This window comes from Mesorhizobium sp. WSM4306, from assembly GCF_007003975.1.
Taxonomy (GTDB): Bacteria; Pseudomonadota; Alphaproteobacteria; order Rhizobiales; family Rhizobiaceae; genus Mesorhizobium.
Genome location: NZ_VFTC01000003.1, coordinates 295,547 through 311,446, shown reverse-complemented (window position 1 = coordinate 311,446; position 15,900 = coordinate 295,547). Strand labels below are relative to the sequence as shown.

Annotated in this window: 19 protein-coding genes; 9 read left to right on the top strand and 10 right to left on the bottom strand. The window is 58.6% G+C overall.

Features of this window, described 5'->3' with window-relative positions; all coding sequences use genetic code 11:
- Positions 1 to 825: 825 nt before the first annotated feature.
- From FJV77_RS07100 to FJV77_RS07080, 5 genes are all read right to left on the bottom strand, one after another.
- Positions 826 to 1,464, bottom strand: coding sequence for a DUF6766 family protein (locus FJV77_RS07100; protein WP_142866123.1), 639 nt, complete (start codon positions 1,462 to 1,464; stop codon positions 826 to 828).
- 20 nt (positions 1,465 to 1,484) lie between these two features.
- Positions 1,485 to 2,093 carry an isochorismatase family cysteine hydrolase gene (locus FJV77_RS07095; protein WP_142866122.1) on the bottom strand — a complete coding sequence of 203 codons (609 nt, stop codon included), beginning with the start codon at positions 2,091 to 2,093 and terminating at the stop codon, positions 1,485 to 1,487.
- Between the two features lie 34 nt (positions 2,094 to 2,127).
- A complete protein-coding gene (locus FJV77_RS07090) occupies positions 2,128 to 2,649 on the bottom strand; it encodes a hypothetical protein (RefSeq protein WP_142866121.1) in 522 nt (173 codons plus the stop codon).
- A gap of 104 nt (positions 2,650 to 2,753) precedes the next feature.
- Positions 2,754 to 3,263, bottom strand: coding sequence for a DUF892 family protein (locus tag FJV77_RS07085; protein WP_142866120.1), 510 nt, complete (start codon positions 3,261 to 3,263; stop codon positions 2,754 to 2,756).
- A 135-nt stretch (positions 3,264 to 3,398) separates the two neighbouring features.
- Complete coding sequence (locus tag FJV77_RS07080; RefSeq protein ID WP_142866119.1) at positions 3,399 to 3,608, bottom strand: hypothetical protein; 210 nt, start codon at positions 3,606 to 3,608, stop codon at positions 3,399 to 3,401.
- 104 nt (positions 3,609 to 3,712) lie between these two features.
- On the opposite strand from FJV77_RS07080, the gene FJV77_RS07075 reads away from it, so the two are divergent.
- Complete coding sequence (locus FJV77_RS07075) at positions 3,713 to 4,246, top strand: inorganic diphosphatase (protein ID WP_142866118.1); 534 nt, start codon at positions 3,713 to 3,715, stop codon at positions 4,244 to 4,246.
- A gap of 77 nt (positions 4,247 to 4,323) precedes the next feature.
- On the opposite strand, the gene FJV77_RS32225 is transcribed toward FJV77_RS07075, so the two are convergent.
- Complete coding sequence (locus FJV77_RS32225; RefSeq protein ID WP_185970214.1) at positions 4,324 to 4,500, bottom strand: hypothetical protein; 177 nt, start codon at positions 4,498 to 4,500, stop codon at positions 4,324 to 4,326.
- Positions 4,501 to 4,684: 184 nt separating this feature from the next.
- On the opposite strand from FJV77_RS32225, the gene FJV77_RS07070 reads away from it, so the two are divergent.
- The 5 genes from FJV77_RS07070 (at position 4,685) to FJV77_RS32800 (ending at position 7,577) form a co-directional block, all read left to right on the top strand.
- Entirely contained in the window at positions 4,685 to 5,023 is a 339-nt protein-coding gene (locus FJV77_RS07070) for a hypothetical protein (protein WP_142866117.1), read from the top strand.
- A 200-nt stretch (positions 5,024 to 5,223) separates the two neighbouring features.
- The gene (locus FJV77_RS07065; protein ID WP_142866116.1) at positions 5,224 to 5,811 is read left to right on the top strand and encodes a TetR/AcrR family transcriptional regulator; all 588 of its coding nucleotides are present in this window, start codon (positions 5,224 to 5,226) and stop codon (positions 5,809 to 5,811) included.
- A 106-nt stretch (positions 5,812 to 5,917) separates the two neighbouring features.
- Entirely contained in the window at positions 5,918 to 6,505 is a 588-nt protein-coding gene (locus FJV77_RS07060) for a DUF308 domain-containing protein (protein WP_142866115.1), read from the top strand.
- 529 nt (positions 6,506 to 7,034) lie between these two features.
- Positions 7,035 to 7,244 carry a hypothetical protein gene (locus FJV77_RS07050; protein ID WP_142866114.1) on the top strand — a complete coding sequence of 70 codons (210 nt, stop codon included), beginning with the start codon at positions 7,035 to 7,037 and terminating at the stop codon, positions 7,242 to 7,244.
- A gap of 24 nt (positions 7,245 to 7,268) precedes the next feature.
- The gene (locus FJV77_RS32800) at positions 7,269 to 7,577 is read left to right on the top strand and encodes a PilZ domain-containing protein (protein WP_142866113.1); all 309 of its coding nucleotides are present in this window, start codon (positions 7,269 to 7,271) and stop codon (positions 7,575 to 7,577) included.
- Positions 7,578 to 7,879: 302 nt separating this feature from the next.
- Here the strand turns inward: FJV77_RS32800 and FJV77_RS07035 are convergent, their stop codons facing one another.
- On the bottom strand, positions 7,880 to 8,179 hold the full coding sequence (locus FJV77_RS07035; protein ID WP_142866112.1) for a DUF1236 domain-containing protein: 300 nt from the start codon (positions 8,177 to 8,179) through the stop codon (positions 7,880 to 7,882).
- A gap of 195 nt (positions 8,180 to 8,374) precedes the next feature.
- Here FJV77_RS07035 and FJV77_RS07030 point away from each other — a divergent pair, with 195 nt between their 5' ends.
- Complete coding sequence (locus tag FJV77_RS07030) at positions 8,375 to 9,025, top strand: DUF1236 domain-containing protein (protein ID WP_142866111.1); 651 nt, start codon at positions 8,375 to 8,377, stop codon at positions 9,023 to 9,025.
- A 148-nt stretch (positions 9,026 to 9,173) separates the two neighbouring features.
- Positions 9,174 to 10,175: a L,D-transpeptidase gene (locus FJV77_RS07025; protein ID WP_142866110.1), complete on the top strand. Its 1,002-nt coding sequence runs from the start codon at positions 9,174 to 9,176 to the stop codon at positions 10,173 to 10,175.
- A gap of 722 nt (positions 10,176 to 10,897) precedes the next feature.
- On the opposite strand, the gene FJV77_RS07015 is transcribed toward FJV77_RS07025, so the two are convergent.
- The 3 genes from FJV77_RS07015 to FJV77_RS07005 form a co-directional block, all read right to left on the bottom strand.
- Positions 10,898 to 11,089, bottom strand: coding sequence for a hypothetical protein (locus FJV77_RS07015; protein WP_142866108.1), 192 nt, complete (start codon positions 11,087 to 11,089; stop codon positions 10,898 to 10,900).
- 395 nt (positions 11,090 to 11,484) lie between these two features.
- Positions 11,485 to 12,429, bottom strand: coding sequence for an EamA family transporter (locus tag FJV77_RS07010; RefSeq protein ID WP_142866107.1), 945 nt, complete (start codon positions 12,427 to 12,429; stop codon positions 11,485 to 11,487).
- 142 nt (positions 12,430 to 12,571) lie between these two features.
- On the bottom strand, positions 12,572 to 13,990 hold the full coding sequence (locus tag FJV77_RS07005) for a hypothetical protein (RefSeq protein WP_142866106.1): 1,419 nt from the start codon (positions 13,988 to 13,990) through the stop codon (positions 12,572 to 12,574).
- A 424-nt stretch (positions 13,991 to 14,414) separates the two neighbouring features.
- On the opposite strand from FJV77_RS07005, the gene FJV77_RS07000 reads away from it, so the two are divergent.
- A complete protein-coding gene (locus FJV77_RS07000; RefSeq protein WP_185970213.1) occupies positions 14,415 to 15,806 on the top strand; it encodes a P-loop NTPase fold protein in 1,392 nt (463 codons plus the stop codon).
- The last annotated feature ends 94 nt before the right edge of the window (positions 15,807 to 15,900 follow it).

Here is a 15,900-nt window from a genome sequence, read left to right as displayed (position 1 = left end):
GCGCCACAGGGGGCGGGGGGTTGGGATGGGGTTGCCTGAAGCACCGGCCAAAGCGGGACAAGTCCCGCTGCTGAACAAGGTATCAGAGGTTGGATCGGTTCATATGGTGTGATCGCGGAACTGGCGCAAAAGCGCTTTCGCATCGCCGCTTCGGTGCCGCCAAAAGCCGCGCAACCAGTGGTTTCCGGTGGGTTACGTGGGTTGCGCAAGCGCCGGTTGAAGGCGCTCAGGCAGCTGAGGGGCTAACAAGTACCGGAGGGCTTTGTTCCGCCGCGCGAACGTTTATGGCGGGAACGCAAGGTCAGCGGAACAAGATGGCGCGGGCAGCGTTGCACGGTGATCCGCAAAGATGCCCATCTTGTTTGAACCCGCCCGTCAGATGTCCTGGCAGGCGGGCTCTATTCATGCAGGTAGCCGGACTATTTTCTGGCTGGGCGCGAGGCAGGCTTGGGAGGATTTCGTCCGTCGGATTGATGCGTCTTGTCGTCGACATCCCCGACAGGCCGGGTCAAGCCCATGCCACTTGGCGGCTTCTTGTTGGCCGCGGCATCCTGAGAGAAATCGTCCGAAGGGTCGGGCCCGGTCCGTGCCGGGTATTTGGTGGCACCGGTCTCACGATGGTTTTCGTTCGCGGTCATGTTTCCATGCTCCTGGACTTGATCGTAAACAAAGATCCGAGCCGCCGGTTCCGCCAATAGTTGGGCGAAGGTCACGGACCTGCCTAAAGCGCGTCGCGCTGAAACGGATTCAAGCGACGCGCTTTAAGTCTTTGTTTTGATGCATGTCGTTGTCCCAGAACCGCAGCACACTTCTGGGCGACATGCACTAGTCACCCGTATCGGAATGTGCCGCACCAACCGGCTTCGATTCCGGCGAGCCCTTGTGCCGCAGTACGATCGAGAGCAGCACCAGCACCGCCGTGGACAAAAATTCCGACTGCCAGTTCTGGAAAGACTCGAACCAGAGCTTTGCGTCGAAGAGGTGGCTTGTGAGCGATTGGGTTTGGCCGCCATGGCGCAGCGTCTCGGCATTCGACGCCGCCATACTCCCCCACCAGTGCAGGACGAAGGATGCTATGAACAGCACGGCCAAGGCTATCCCCAGCGAGTATGAATAGAGCCAGGACAGGATTGGCATCTGCCGGCGCATGGCCAACCGGATCTGGTCGTTGGGTCTGTCGGGATCATCGGGATCGCGGGACTCGGACGAGCCGCGCTGATAGAGCATCGCGGTCAGCATCACATAGGCCGACATCTGCAGGAATTCGCTTTCCCAATTTTCGAACAGGGCAGACACGAAGGTGCCGCTGATCAAATAGGACCCCAATCCGACAGCCGGCGCGCCGTGTTCCCGGAGCTCGTCATTGTATGCGGTATGACCTGACCAGATCATACCCATAAGGCTGAGCAGGAACATCGCGCTCAAAGCGATGGTCAGTCCATTGTTGCGCAGGAAGGCTCTCATGCTGGTGGTCCTGTCTTCGCCTAGTGCCAGTTTTCCAAGACGTCCTGCATGGCAACGGCCTCGACCTGCTCGCTAAAACGCGATCGGTAGAGTTCCATTAGCGCATTATGGGTCTGGTCGGCCGAACTGCAGACGGCATCGGTCACCACGATCACGCGGAAGCCTCGATCAATCGCGCCCAACAGTGTGGCGAGGACACACACGTCCGTCTCCGCGCCCGTGATGACAAGCGTGTCGACATCCCGCCCCGCCAGCGCAGCGTCCAGGCGACCTCCGGTCCATGGCGAATAAACCCGCTTGTCGAGCACCGTCGCGGGCGGCACGAAACGCGCCAGCTGCGGCATGATATCCACGAGCCTGCGATCGATATTGGCAAGGGTGACGTCCGCCCAGCGCCGATAATAATGCGCCCACATGCCGGTTCCATCGCCGGGCTTCTCGGCAGGGATGAAGCGGGTAAACACGGTTTGATGGGGATGTTTGCCGGCAAGCTCTTCAATCGCCGGGAGCACCTTTTCCACCCAGGGTACTGCCCAAGGCCCTTCGGGCGCGAACAGCCGTTGCATGTCGACGCACAGATGAAGGCAGGTCTCTCCCAGAGGGCCATGAACCAGGCCGCGCGCCGCCATCCTCAACTCCCGACCACATGGATCCTCACCGCTTTCAAAACGCGGCAACCTCGGCTTGGCGCGCTGCTTCCGCCTCGGAAACGTCGATCGAGCAGAGCAGGCCGCCATTCTCGTCGAGCACCCGCACCAGCCAGCCCGACAGATCGTCGGTGCCCGGTTGCAGATCGGCCAGCACGTCGACGGCACAGCGGATGGCTTCCTGGCGGGCCGCTTCGAAGCTTGGCATCGTCGAGGCGGGAACTTGGCGGACGCCGTCGCCATCGCGATACTCAAAAATGTAGGTCGCGCCGCTCTCGTCGTTGACGGCGGTTACCGCGACTTCGTCAAAATTGCCGCTGCTTTCAGCCTCGTAGTCGTTGGCCGCCAAACCGGAGGTGGCGGTCTGCACGAGCACCGCTCTCGCCCGCTCGATGGTGGCTCCCTCGTTCTCGGCTGCTTGCGCCTTTGCCATGTCGACGCTGACGCATTCGCCGCCTTCACCGCAAAACACCACGCGCCGAACGGGTTGGCCGCCGCGCCCGATGGTGTCGTCGACCTCAGTCCGGATTATTTGCATGGAAGAATTCCGATCGCTGGTTGGATGCGCGAAGAGCCCCGATGCGTGAGCATCGAGGCTCCAGAGCAGATGCCTGTGAAGTGCCGTCGACGCTGCTGCTTGGCTTAAGCGGCTTCGGCTGCGACGTTGACCGCCGACTCGGCGAGTTGGGTCAGCGCCGCATCGGTCTCCTTTTCCTCGCTGAGCGTCAGCTCGAGCAGGCTGACCGCATCGTTGTAACCGAGTTCGGAGGCCCAGGTGCGCAAGGTGCCGTAGCGCGAGATTTCGTAGTGTTCGACGGCCTGTGCGGCGGCAAGCAGGCCGGCGTCGAGCGCTGCCGCGCCCTTGTATTCGTCCATGATCTCGGCGCCTTCCTCGGTGATGCCCATGATCGCCGCGCAGGTCTTGCCGACCGGCTTCTTGCCGATCACCTCGAACACGCCTTCGAGCCGGGCGACATGCTCTTCGGTCTGGCCGCGATGCTTTTCGAAGGCGGCCTTCAGGTCCGGACTTTGGGCTGCCTTGGCCATTTTCGGCAGCGTCGCCAGGATCTTCTTTTCGGCGAAATAGATGTCCTTGAGCGTGTCGTGGAAGAGGGTGTTGAGGTCTTTCGAGGATGCCTTGGTCGGTGCCATTGTTGTTCGTCCTTTTTTGCGGGTGGGTTCTTCTCAACTCTTGCATCCGGGACAGGTTCCGATGGATTTCGATTAAACAAGACGCCTGCTGCGACGGCCTGATCGGCGTCGAAATGAAGGGCAGGCTGGCTGGCGCTATTTGTGCTCCTGGCGCTTTTCGATCTCATAGGTGAGCCACCGGCAGAACATTCCGACGATCGATGCCGCGGCGCCGCCAAGCAAGCAGGCGACCAGCAGCGGACTTTGCGAGGCGCTCGACCAACTGACGATCGCAAGCAGGACGACGCTTGCGGTGGAAATCAGATAGCCGACGCCCTTCAGCAGGTGCAATGCAGCTCTCGCCATCCGCTTATCTCCATCAAGTCCAGCCTTCGGAATCAGGGGCCCGCCTTCGGAACATTCTTCGTCGGCTGAAGTTCCATGCGGAGTCACCCGCGAAAGGCAAGACGATGCCCGACTATCTGAAACTGCCGACCACGACCAAAGGCCTGGTCAGAGTGGTCATCGAAACTCCGCGCGGCGCTGCCGCCAAAATGGCCTATGACCCGGCCATCCAAGCCTTCGCCTATGTCCGCCCGCTGCCGGTCGGGATGACCTATCCCTACGACTGGGGCTTCATCCCTTCGACGCTTGGCGAGGACGGAGACCCCCTCGACGGGCTGGTCATCCACCAGGCGGCCTCAGCCCCCGGCATCGTCATCAAATGCGACCTGCTGGGCGCGTTGCGGGTCAAGCAGAAGGAGAGGGGCGGCGCGGCTCTGCGCAATGACCGCTATATCCTCTGCCCGCGGAAGGAGGACGCCGAAGACGAGCCGGTCGCCGCGGATCACGTGCCCGAGCGTCTCAGGCGCGAAATAGAACAGTTCTTTCGCTCGTCGGTGTCGGAAACGGGGAAGGAGATCAGGTTCAAGGGTTGGCAGGACGCCGCGGAAGCGCGCAAGTCGATCAAGAAGGGAATGAAGGCCTTCGCGGCCCGCACGTGACGATGGGCCGGTTTCAGCGCTCAGCAGCTCGCTGCGTTCGAGGTTGCGCGCAATCGAGTCGCCGGTCCGCAAGACCGTCAGCTCTCGGCTGTCGATGGGCCGAGGCCGGCTATGTCGGCCAGGCGGATAGTGGTGAGCGTGGCGATTTCCCTGGAGACGGGCGTATCGGTGTCGGTCGGGATGGTGGGGGCGCGCTTCTGCAAACCGATCGCATCGCGGGTCTGGCCGATCATCATTCGAACGGTGCCTAGCACGTGCGGTATCCCTTCGCTTGGCTCTGAAGCCTACGGCAGACTCATTGTGGTTCCGCAGGGCTGCGAAGAAGCCGACCGGCGAGCCGAAGCCGCATGAGAAGGTCGTGCGTGGCGGTAAGCACAAGCTTTCGGAACCATCCTTGTCCGTAAGCCGTTCCCCGTACCTCAATGAAAGGAACAGCCCATGGCCGACAACGAAACCCCGAAGATTTCCGCCCGCGAAGCCCAGGAGGCCCTGGAAAAGCAGGTTGCATCGCTGAAGCGCGAGATCAGCAAGATAAACCGGACACTTGCCGACCGTGCCGAAGATGCCGTCGAGGAGGCAGGCGGCTGGTATGGCAGCGCGACCGAGCGCGCGGCACGGGCAGCGCAGCAGTTGAGATCGCAGGCGCAGACGGTGTCCGAAACCGTCCAGCAGAATCCCGGCACGATCAGCAGCGCTTTCGTCCTTGGTGGCATTGCCGGGCTGCTGATCGGCCTGCTGCTCGGGCAAACCCTGGAACGCGACCGCCGCTGGTTCTAGCCCGCGGCAAAGGCGTACTGCGCTTGTCCCGTTCTTGCGCAACGGCCGCAAGGTTTCCTGCCCTATCTCGCCCGCTGGCTTGGCCGGCGGGCTTTTCATTTCCAGGTGGATTGCCAATTTCAGCCTCTGGCCTTGGCGTAGATCGCCTCACCCAGAAATCCAGGGTTGACAGCATCCCTACTAGTAGGTAGGTAGACGCCATGAGCAATCTTGTGATGACCTCCGATCAGATTCTGGCGTCAGCGCGAAACTTCATCGTGGCGGGCGGCTACAACGGATTCAGCTATGCCGATATCGCCGGCGAGGTGGGGATCCGCAAGGCGAGCATCCACCATCATTTCCCCAGCAAGGTCGACCTCGTTCGCACGCTGGTGGCGCACCATCGCGAGCGCACCGAGGTAAGTATGGCAGATCTGGAAAGCAAAGTTCCTGACCCGCTCGCCCTGCTTCGAACCTATGCCGGTTACTGGGCAAAATGCATTGAAGACGCGAGCATGCCATTTTGCGTCTGCGCGCTGCTTGCCAGCGAACTCCCCGCACTTCCGCCTGAGGTTGCCGTCGAGGTGCGGGCTTACTTCCGGTTCCTGTCGTCCTGGTTGACCAAGGTCATGCATCGCGGTGCCGAACAGGGGGTTCTCAAATTCGTCGGCTCTGCCGAGCTGGAGGCTGAGACGTTCATGGCGACTGTCCATGGCGCGATGCTGTCGGCGCGCGCCTATGGCAACCCTGCCATATTTGACGCCATCCTGACGCCAACCGTGCAGCGTCTATCAGCGAAGGTTCACTGACAGGGAATTTGCGCGATAGGGCCAAGCCCTGTCACCGAATTCCGGCAATACGTCCACTTTACCTACCTTCTAGTAGGTATACAAACGTCCAACAAAGGAAAACAACATGCTTGCCAAGACCAATGAAACCAACCTCGCCCAGCTCTCGAACAGCTGGCTCAAGAGCTACTATTTCACACGCTTTGCCGTGGCGGCCGCCTGGGTCTTGCTGGCCTTCACGGTCGCCAGGACAATGCCGTCTCTGGCGGCCATCATGCTGGTCGCCTATCCGGCCTGGGATGCGCTGGCCAATTTCGTCGACGCCCGGCGCAGCGGCGGCTTGAACCGCAACAAGACGCAGCTGCTTAACTTCGTCATCAGCATCGTCACCACGGTCGCGGTCGCCATTGCGCTTGGCAAGTCCATGAATGCGGTGCTGGCGGTGTTCGGCGTCTGGGCGGTCCTGTCCGGCCTTTTCCAGCTCGCCACCGCGATCCGGCGCTGGAAGTCCGGCGCGCAGTGGGCAATGGTGCTGAGCGGCGCCCAGTCGGCGCTGGCCGGCATCTTCTTTGTGAAGATGGCGGGCAGCGCGGCGACAATCGACATCACCAATGTCGCGCCCTATGCCGCGTTCGGCGCCTTCTACTTCCTGGTCTCCGCTGTCTGGCTGACGGTGAGTGAGGCGCGGCGCAGGTCTGCGCAGGCCACGGGATGAAGGTATCGCACGGCTGGCGAGGATGGGATGGCGGCCTTGCCGATTGCGCCGCTCTGCGACCGGAGTGACATGGTCTGGCTAGTGTTCATCAAGGCGATCTGTTGGGCGTGGCGAGACTTTCCCGTTGGGCTGCGGCGCTGGCCAATGTCCCTGAGTTGCTCGTCTGTCAGCTCGCGCAGCATGCGCGAGCTTTGGCGCCTCTGCATTTGCAGCCAAAACCATCGAAGCATCATCTGCCATGCTCGCTCCAAGCGAGGCGTATTGGTGGCCGCGCTGTCACGTCAGAGGATTTCAAAGACCTCATATTCGACACCGGCGCCGACGACCGCCGCATGGCTCCGAGGCATTTCTGCGCCTGGTTGCGGGAGCAGGCCGGCAATCCGCCATGAAGATAGCGAGCGCGGCACAGGCCGCTGGGTGAGAGCTTCGCACGTCCGAAAGGGCATTTGCGCGCCTGGGCGCCCTCAACAGTGGAGTTGAGTTTCCTGGCCGCGGTCGTATGTTCGTTGGCTGCGGTGGAGGATAACAAGTGCCCATTCGACGCAAAGCCACGGAGGCTGGCATTCTGCAGCCATCCGAACTTGAGCTGTTGGGGCGTGTATTCCAGCAGCTCAAGCTCGACGGTCAATCGCCAGAAGCGCGCGAGGCTCTCGCATCCCGGATTATCGCGAACTATATGGCCGGCGTGGTCGACGAAGCCGAGCTCGTCACTCTTTCGAGGCAGCCGCTGGGCCGGTAGTGTGTTTCCAACCCCCGTTCCGGAATGAAGGGTTTCGGTCCGTCAAATCAGAGGAATAAGGCAGTGCCGACTGACCCACCAATAGAGCGACGGTCGCATATCCGTGACCTTGTTCTGAAGGAAGCGACAATCGACTCCGGCGACGTCAGCATCAGTTGTCTGGTTTGTAACCAGCACGCTCACGGTGCGGAGTTGCGGGTGAAGGCCGACATCGCAATTCCCGACCGTTTCGTGCTTCACGTCCCTGTAGATCGAACCAGTTACCGCGCCGTAGTGCGGTGGAGAAGGAAAGAGCGACTTGGGGTGCAACTCGATTCGGGAAGGCAGACATAGAGGGCGGTGGCCCCCATTTCCTGGATACCCCTCGGGGTGGATGTCATCCGATTTGCGCGCAATCTCCGCTCGGATTGGCCAGCCGTAATCGTAACCGGCTACGCTGCGGACGCTATTTCCGATCGACCGTCCAATGTCCCGTTGCTGGCAGGCCGTTCCGCCAGAAGGGTCTCATCGAGAGCATCTCGATCGCCCACGCCGGCCCCCAGCCAATCAATTAGGCCGGGGTTAGCTCAATCGACCGATTTGGCACCGGCAAAAGCCCGCCACTCCGGAAAGCGACGAGCTTGGACGAACTTGTATCACTGAATAATCTTCACGATCTTGCGTGTGCCAGGATCAACCACCACGGTCTGGTTGTCGACCACGACGTAGCGGTATTTGACGTTGGGAACTTCGTGAAGTTCGACGGTATCGGGCAGAGCCGTACCGACATTAAGTTCCACGCCGGGAATCTTAATGGAAGCCAGCGGCTGTTTGTGCACATACTCCTTGATTACCGTTTCCTGCTCAGGCTGGATGATCACATCCTGAGCGCCTGCAGCGCCAACGCCGGCGAGTAGCAAAAGTCCTGCCGCGGCGGTGGTAAGATGCATTCTCATGATCGTCTCCTTTCCACTGTGAGCGAGCCTTGGGCTGCGCGTTTCGCAGCCGGGTCTCCTGGTCGTAAACGCCATCGGATGGAGCTTGTTCCTTCAAATTTCTGCCTGTCGGTTTTGCCAATTCTCCTTGGAACAAAGCTTTTCGGTTGAGGTTTACCCAATGAAGGGACTGACACCTTTCGAGGAGACTTCCTTATGAAACATATTCTGATCACCAGCATGCTGGCGCTCGGCATTGGCTGTGGGGCAGCTGCAGCGCAGACACAACCAGCCGAGACCAAACCCGGCGCCGACGCCAATTGCGCGGCTGGCACGGCCGACTGTCAAAAAGGCTCGAAGATGAAGATGGGCGAGCAGGCTCAGGGTAAGACCAAGCTCAAGACCGACGAGCAGGCCCAGGGCAAGGCTGGTGCGACCACCGATCAGCAGGCGCAGGGCAAGACCAAGCTCAAGACCGACGAGCAGGCCCAGGGCAAGGCTGGTGCGACCACCGATCAGCAGGCTCAGGGCAAGCCAAAGGTCCAGACCGACCAGCAGGCTCAAGGCAAGACCCCGACACAGACGGATCAGGGGTCGACTGCTTCGATCACCAACGTGACGGTCGAACAGAAAACCCAGATCACCCAAGTCATCAAGCAGACCCGGATCGAGCCGGTGTCCAATGTCGATTTCGACATTTCGGTCGGCATCGAGATTCCCCGGCACAAGATTCGGCTGCATCGTCTGCCGGCGCGCATCGTCAAGATTGTACCCGCCTACGAAACCTACGAGTATTTCGTTTTGGCGGACGGTCGGATCGTCATCGTCGATCCGGACACGCTGAAGATCGTGCTTATCCTGACGTGACCAGTGCCCGTCGCACTGAAAAGGCTCGCCACATCGACGTGGCGAGCCTTTTCATAAGATCTGCCGATGAATCAGCTGTCGGCGAACGGAACCACAAAGGCCGTTCCGCGTCATAAGGGAGGTCCTGTGCAACTCCGGAGTTGACCCGATGTTTAGGCTCCTCCTTTTTGCCGTGGCGCTCGTCCTCGCTTGCGGCGAGGCAGAGGCGGCCAAGCTGGACCAAACCGCCGTCAATCAGGCCCAATTCGTCGTCAGCCCACCCAAAGGCGTCAATCCAGCTGTACTGAAAGCCCAGATTCTTCTGGATCGCGCCCGATTCTCACCGGGCCTGATCGACGGCCGCCTTTCAGAGAACCTCGCCAAGGCGGTTGGAGCCTTTCAGGCCGCGAACGGATTCCCATCAGATGGCAAGCTCACTCGGGAAACCTGGGACAAGCTGATGGCAACCTCCGCCAGTCCCGTTCTGGTGGCCTACGAACTGACACCCAAGGATGTGCGCGGACCTTTCACCAAACGCATTCCGGCTCGCCTGGAGAGGATGGCCCGTCTGTCGCGGCTTGGCTATCACAACGCGGCGGAGAAGATTGCGGAGCGCTTCCATATCAGCGAGCAATTGCTTAGAAAGCTCAATCCTGGCATCGGCTTCAGGAAGGCCGGCACGATGTTGGTGGTCCCAGATGTTGGCCGAGGCGGTCCTCCCGCCGCTGTTGCTGGTGTCGAGGTCGACAAGGGCACTCGCCTGGTGCGCGTGCTTGACGCCTCTGGCAAATGGCTTGCAGTCTACCCCGCCTCGATCGGGAGCAACGAGAAGCCGGCGCCAAGCGGTCAGGCAGAGATCAAACGTGTCGTACGCAATCCCACATATCACTATGATCCGGACTTCGCCTTCAAGGGGGTAAAGACCAAGCGGCCCTTCACCATTGCTGCAGGGCCGAACAACCCCGTTGGATCGGTCTGGATCGACCTCTCTATCGAAAGCTACGGCATTCACGGCACGCCCGAACCCGGCAAGATTGGAACGACCTTCTCGCATGGCTGCATCAGGCTGACCAACTGGGATGCCGAAGACCTCGCCTCGATGGTGCAGAAGGGCACGAAAGTTAACTTCAAGGACGAGATGGCGAACGCAGACATCAAGCTCGCCGATTAAACCACGCGCACTCCGCGACGGGCTGCCCAAGGGCTCGAGCTCTTGCGGGCGGCAACCCCTCAAGAAGCCGCAGTAGTCGACGGCTTCACTATCGTCTCAGTAACACCGGGTCGGCCACTGCTTCGACTTCGGAGTAACTCTTCGACCCGGACCTTGTCGGCGATCGACGCGCTCATCTTAGCACCCACCAAACGATGGCGGCACACAGCAAAAACACGAGCCCGGCACACGTAATCAATATACCTCTTCGCGATTGCCATATTCGCGGCTGAGCCGGCACAAGCGTGAACTGCTGGGCATGCTCCGTAGCGATTTTCAGGAGGGATAAAGCCGTTTCGCGCGGCGTCCACCCTTGCGCTTCCGAGGCAGTCACCAGCGCTGCGAATGCGGCTTCCAAGGCGACTTCACAGTTGGCCTCCCGGTCTGGGCTACCCTTTGGCAATATAGGTGGTTCGACGGCTCGGGACATGCAGACAAATCGGCACGCCGATAAAAGGTTCCCCGCGTGATCAGGGCAAACTGTCGATCAGCAGGCAAGGGTCAGCGATCATTCACCGTTTGTTGACCATATTAGGTCACGCTCATAAACGGATATGCTAGGTAGCTCGTACATGCCTAAGGCCCCGGCGCGTCGACCCAGCGCCGGGGCCTTTTTAGTTTTTCGCCCCTCCAGCTGGGCAGCGTCCAGCCGTTCCATTGCCTCATACAAGGCTGCTGGTGGTCTACACTCGCTTGAAGTCCGCAAGCCCCAACCGTATTCGCTGACCTTCCGCATAGGCCAGTGCGAACGATTCCAGATCGAATGATCGGGTCAGCTCCTGGTCATCCTCGACCACGCGGACGAACCATTCGCCGCAGGCCTCGATCACTTCAACACTGGGGCAAACCCAGGCGTCGAATGTTACATCATCCATTTCGCATTGCCTCCCTCGCAATGTGGACAAACGAATTTGTGGGACCGCCGAAATCAGTTCTTCAAGTAACAAAGTCCTTAGGGTCTCGACCTATTCAAACCGACAACCCGCGCCTTCTCCCTATACGGAAGAAGCGCGCAGGCCGCCGGCTGCCCACCCCGCCAAGCAATGGGATTATCTGCCGGGGGACCGTTGCCAGCAATAAAGTTTGACATAGTGGGGCGAAAATCATGCGACGAGGCAAATCTCGCGATAACCCACCCACCTCACCTTTGCGGTCATCGGGTCCAGCGCCTGCGGGACGACTGCGGACGAACATCGCAACATCGTACGCGGCAGGAGCATGGTCGCGGATTAAGCAACCGCTTGTTAAAGTTGCGTTGTCGGTTTGAAAGTTAAGCTGGCCTAGGCTTGATCGCGGTGGCAAGTACGATGCCGGCGACGATGAAGGCCGCACCGACCAGGTCGTAATCGTGCAATTTCTCGCCGAGCAGAAGATAGGCGAGCATAGCGACGAACACCGTCTGCAGGTAAAGCAGCATGCTCGCCCGGCTCGCGCCGAGCGTTTCCACGCTTTTGTTGTAGAGATAGTACATCAAGGCGCCGCCAGGACCTGCCAGATAGGCGAGCGCGAGTATGCTGTCGACGTTCATGGCGGAGCGTTCGTCGTTGAACAATTCCCACAAATGGAAAGGCAAGGCGACCAGCGCACCGGCGCCGAGCAGCAGCACGACCATCGGCAGGAGCTCGATGCCGAATTTGGCACGGCGCAAAAGCACGGTGTAGAGGCCCCAGCAGAACGCGCTGCCGACGATCCACAGCTCACCGGCGTTGAATTTGAGTTGCAGCAGCGCCGTCAGGTTCCCGTGGGCAACGATGAAAATCATCCCGGCGAGCGCAACCAGCGCGCCAAGCGACTTCCACAGCCCGAGCGGCTCGCCAAGCACGAAACGGGCGAGCACCATCGTCATGACAGGCGACAGCGCCATGATGATACCGGCCGTGGTGGCATCGGTGTGACTGAGGCCATGGTAGATCATGCCCTGGCACAGCGTGAGACCGATCGCTCCCACGGCGATGACCTCCACGGCGCGACTGCGCAAAAGCCCGACCATCGCGTCGTGATGACGGTGCACAATCGGCAGCAGGATGGCGCAAGCAAGCGTCAGCCGCCAGAAGCAGGGGCCCCAGGGCGGCATTTCAGGCGCCACCCATTTGGCCGCGATGTAGACACCAGCCGAAAGCAGCCAGCACAGGACGGCGGCCGGATAGCCGGTCAAGGAGGATATGGGCCTGACCTCGGATTGCGCGGCTTGATGCGCTATCGGCATTGCCTGCATGTCATTCCCTCCCCTTCGGCGATTCGCCAGACATGGAATAGGAGCAGTCCGTACGATTCCGGTTAGCGAGAACCCGCCACCAGCCCTTGCGGGAAGGATCCGGCCTGGTGGAGGCGGAGCAGCTTCCTAAAAATTGTAAACCCTAGTAAACTACCCCCTTCAAGCCCCGCTCCCTGTTGTCAACATAGGTTGAGTCTCCAAGACGGACGAATGCACGTGCGGGGCCGACAAAGGTATGCGGACCGGCGTTCGGGTTGTACGCTCGTGTCTCGCGCCGTCCGTCCTCATATTGAACAACAATGTCGAAGCAGCACTGCTCCGGCGGCCACCACAGGTTGTCGCCATTGTCCCAGGCGCTCCACTGGCCCAGAATAACAAGTGTCTTGGATTGACCGGATCCTGCTAACCCAATGAATTGCTCAGCTCCGTCCTTGGGGTTGATAGGCACCATCTGCGCTCGGCGCGGAATTACGAACAGTGGGCCTTCAGTATTTTTCACGAGGTTCGCGCAAGTCTCTGGAGCGGCAGCACATATGCGAGCCGTATTCTGCAATTGATCAATGTAGGAAGAGATGGCACTTTCCGTGGCTGCTAAGCCTTCGGCGTCAACTATCGGGTAGACCGTGTCTAAATGCCCCTTTGCATAATCTAGATCGGCAATAGCTGCGGATGCCTCCCCAAGGTAATTTGATAGTCTTTCAACTTGAGCCTCGGCATCTGAATATGAATCGGCCAATGGGTCAATTGTCTGATAATCTCTCCGTATAAACTCGATCGGTAGCGCTGTATCTCGATTTATCTTTGTAGGAAAATCTTTTGCATATTTTACCAACGCCTCCATATCGTCTTCAGGCACGTTTTCGCTTGTTCCATTCCGGATTATCTGCACCTGAAGTTTGCTGGTCTTCGTGATCGTCTCCAAGGCCTGAGAAAATTCCGCGCTGCCGTTTCCGTAACCACGTGCTACGACTTTGAGCTTGGCCTGTAGCTCCGCCCTTTCGGTCTCTGATGCCGACTCAAAACTAAAGGTGGCGATGAAATCTCCTCCGGTCCGAACGCCATACAAATAGTAATTTCCACATTTGTTTTTAAAGGCGGTTTTGTCTGCTTTGCTGAGGTAGGTTCTGGCCTCGTCGGTAAGCCTAGGGTCTCCGAGGATGAAGGTCGGGCCTTCAACTTTAGTAGATACGACCAGGTAGTCGGAGTTCTTTGTTCTATTGACTGTTCGGTAGTATTTGGAGGCAGCGTCGGCCTTCCAAATTCCAAATCCGAATGAGGCCGCAGCGCTCAGACCAACCGCCTTCTTGTAATCTTCGGCGGAACGCACCCAAGTTATGTTATATTCTGTCTTGAAGGATTCACTATCATCCCCCAGCATTTTTCCAAGTGTACATTTGCCACGGATTTCCCCAGTCAAGGAATTGAAACCATCACCAAGGCCAAACGTCTCCTTACGCTTGTCGCTTGCGTATTTTATCGCTCCCGTTCCGTCCTCACTGTTAAATGGTTGTAGAAAGGTGCCTTCTATTTCGCTAGGAGCTACAATTGCATCCTGTGCCAAGCTAGGAATCGTTAGCATGATTGTACATGCAATACTTGATATCAGTATGTTGCCCTTCACTCTCGCCCCCCTTGGAAAGACTGTGTACAGATTTAGCCTGCTAGCTATATGCCGCTAATTTAGCGTAATCAACTAACTCTAGGCGCCACCCGAAGTGCCCGATTGGATCAATCCAGAGAAGCCTCTCGACTCGAGCGCGTCCGGATGCGCGGCATGCGTTCACTTTGGTATAGGGCGGTCGTCCGCTTTTCGCGTTCCATAGCCTAGCAGCGGGTGGTCGGCGGTTGGGCGGCAGCAAAGGAAAGACTGACGGGATGCCAGTCAAATAAGGCCCCGTTTCCGCGCCGTCGCTGTTGCTGAATTGATCCAAATTCCGCTATCACTTTTCTAAGTATCTTTCAGATCGTGGGGTGAGGGTGATCTGGTGGCCGGTATATGGGACGGTGATTTCCTTCATCGCAAAGATGACGCGGAATTCTTAATCGACTATCTGCTTCGTCGGAATAAATTCGCAGTTGACGTTGGCGATCGCGGTACTTCAATTAACGTCACTGCGCCATGGGGAGCTGGTAAGACCTTCTTTGTGAATCGGATGGCTGAGCAGCTAAGAGCGAACGGCCTCAAGGTCGCCTTGGTCGATGCGTGGCGGGATGATCACGCCGAAGATCCCATCTTTGCCGTCATGTCCGCTGTACTGAAAGCGCTCGGGCAGACTGGAAAGAAAGCTTCCCTCAAAAGGGCTTTGAAGAAGAATGCAGGCAAGATCGCAATTCGGGCTGGCAAGGGCTTGATTAGTCGCGGTGCCGCGTTTGTGATTGGTCAATCAGCCGTTGAGGGCATTGCTGAGGAAGTGGTGAAGTCGGTGACCGATGCGGGTCTCGAGTCGGCTAACGACTATGCGGAACGAGCGCTGCGCATGTTCGATGAGGGACAAGAGGCGATTGACGATTTTCGACGAAGGCTAGCGGAGGGAATTAAAGGGCAGCCCCCTCTGTTCGTTATTGTAGATGAATTGGACCGATGCAGACCGACGTATGCCGTAGCGCTCTTGGAGAGGATCAAGCATCTTTTCGACGTACCCAATGTTGTTTTCATTGCTGCTACGCACTCTGACCAATTGGCGGAAACTATCAAAGCGGTCTACGGTCAAGGGTTCGATGCGGAGCGCTACCTGTTGAGGTTCTTCGACCGCACCTACAGTTTTGACGAGCCCATACTGGATCAATTCGTTGCTGCTCGCTGGGTCTCGCTTGGTTTTGACAGCAACCGTGTCATGGAATTCGGAGGCGTATCGCGCACGGACTCGATTGCTGGGATGGCAGCAGGCTTGGGATTGTCGCTGCGGGACATTGACCAGTGTTTGGGTGTCTTGTGGAGCATCATTGAGTTATCCGACAACCGAATCGAATTCCCCATGCTCCTCGCATTTCCCGCGATAGCAGCCTACCAGCAGAGGCGAATGTCGATCTTCGAATTTTTAACGAGAGACTGGGAATCGCCAACGCCAGATGGCTATCAAGGCTTCATTTCAAAGCGCCCCATCTACGCGCTCGATCAAACCAACAAATTCGGAAACAGAACCGGAAATAAGGAAACCGCCTCGACATATGACTTCGCCGGGTTCCTACGGCGAATTGTTCATTATGGGGTGGCCAATAGAATAGATGAGTCATCTCTTGCCGGACAATATGCTGAGACCTTCCGACAGAAAGACTTCATCGTGACACATTCCAACACGTACCGAAGCGGAGAGGCTCATTCTTCCCTTCGAAATCTGAATGTTATGATCCGCAAAGCGGGTCGGCTGTCTGCATGAAGTCGGGATGAGTGCTGCGGCCCGTGTTGCAGATCACGCGCTGTAGTCATCAAGTCTTGAAAATTTTCGCATGAATCTTCGCATAAATTTGCGA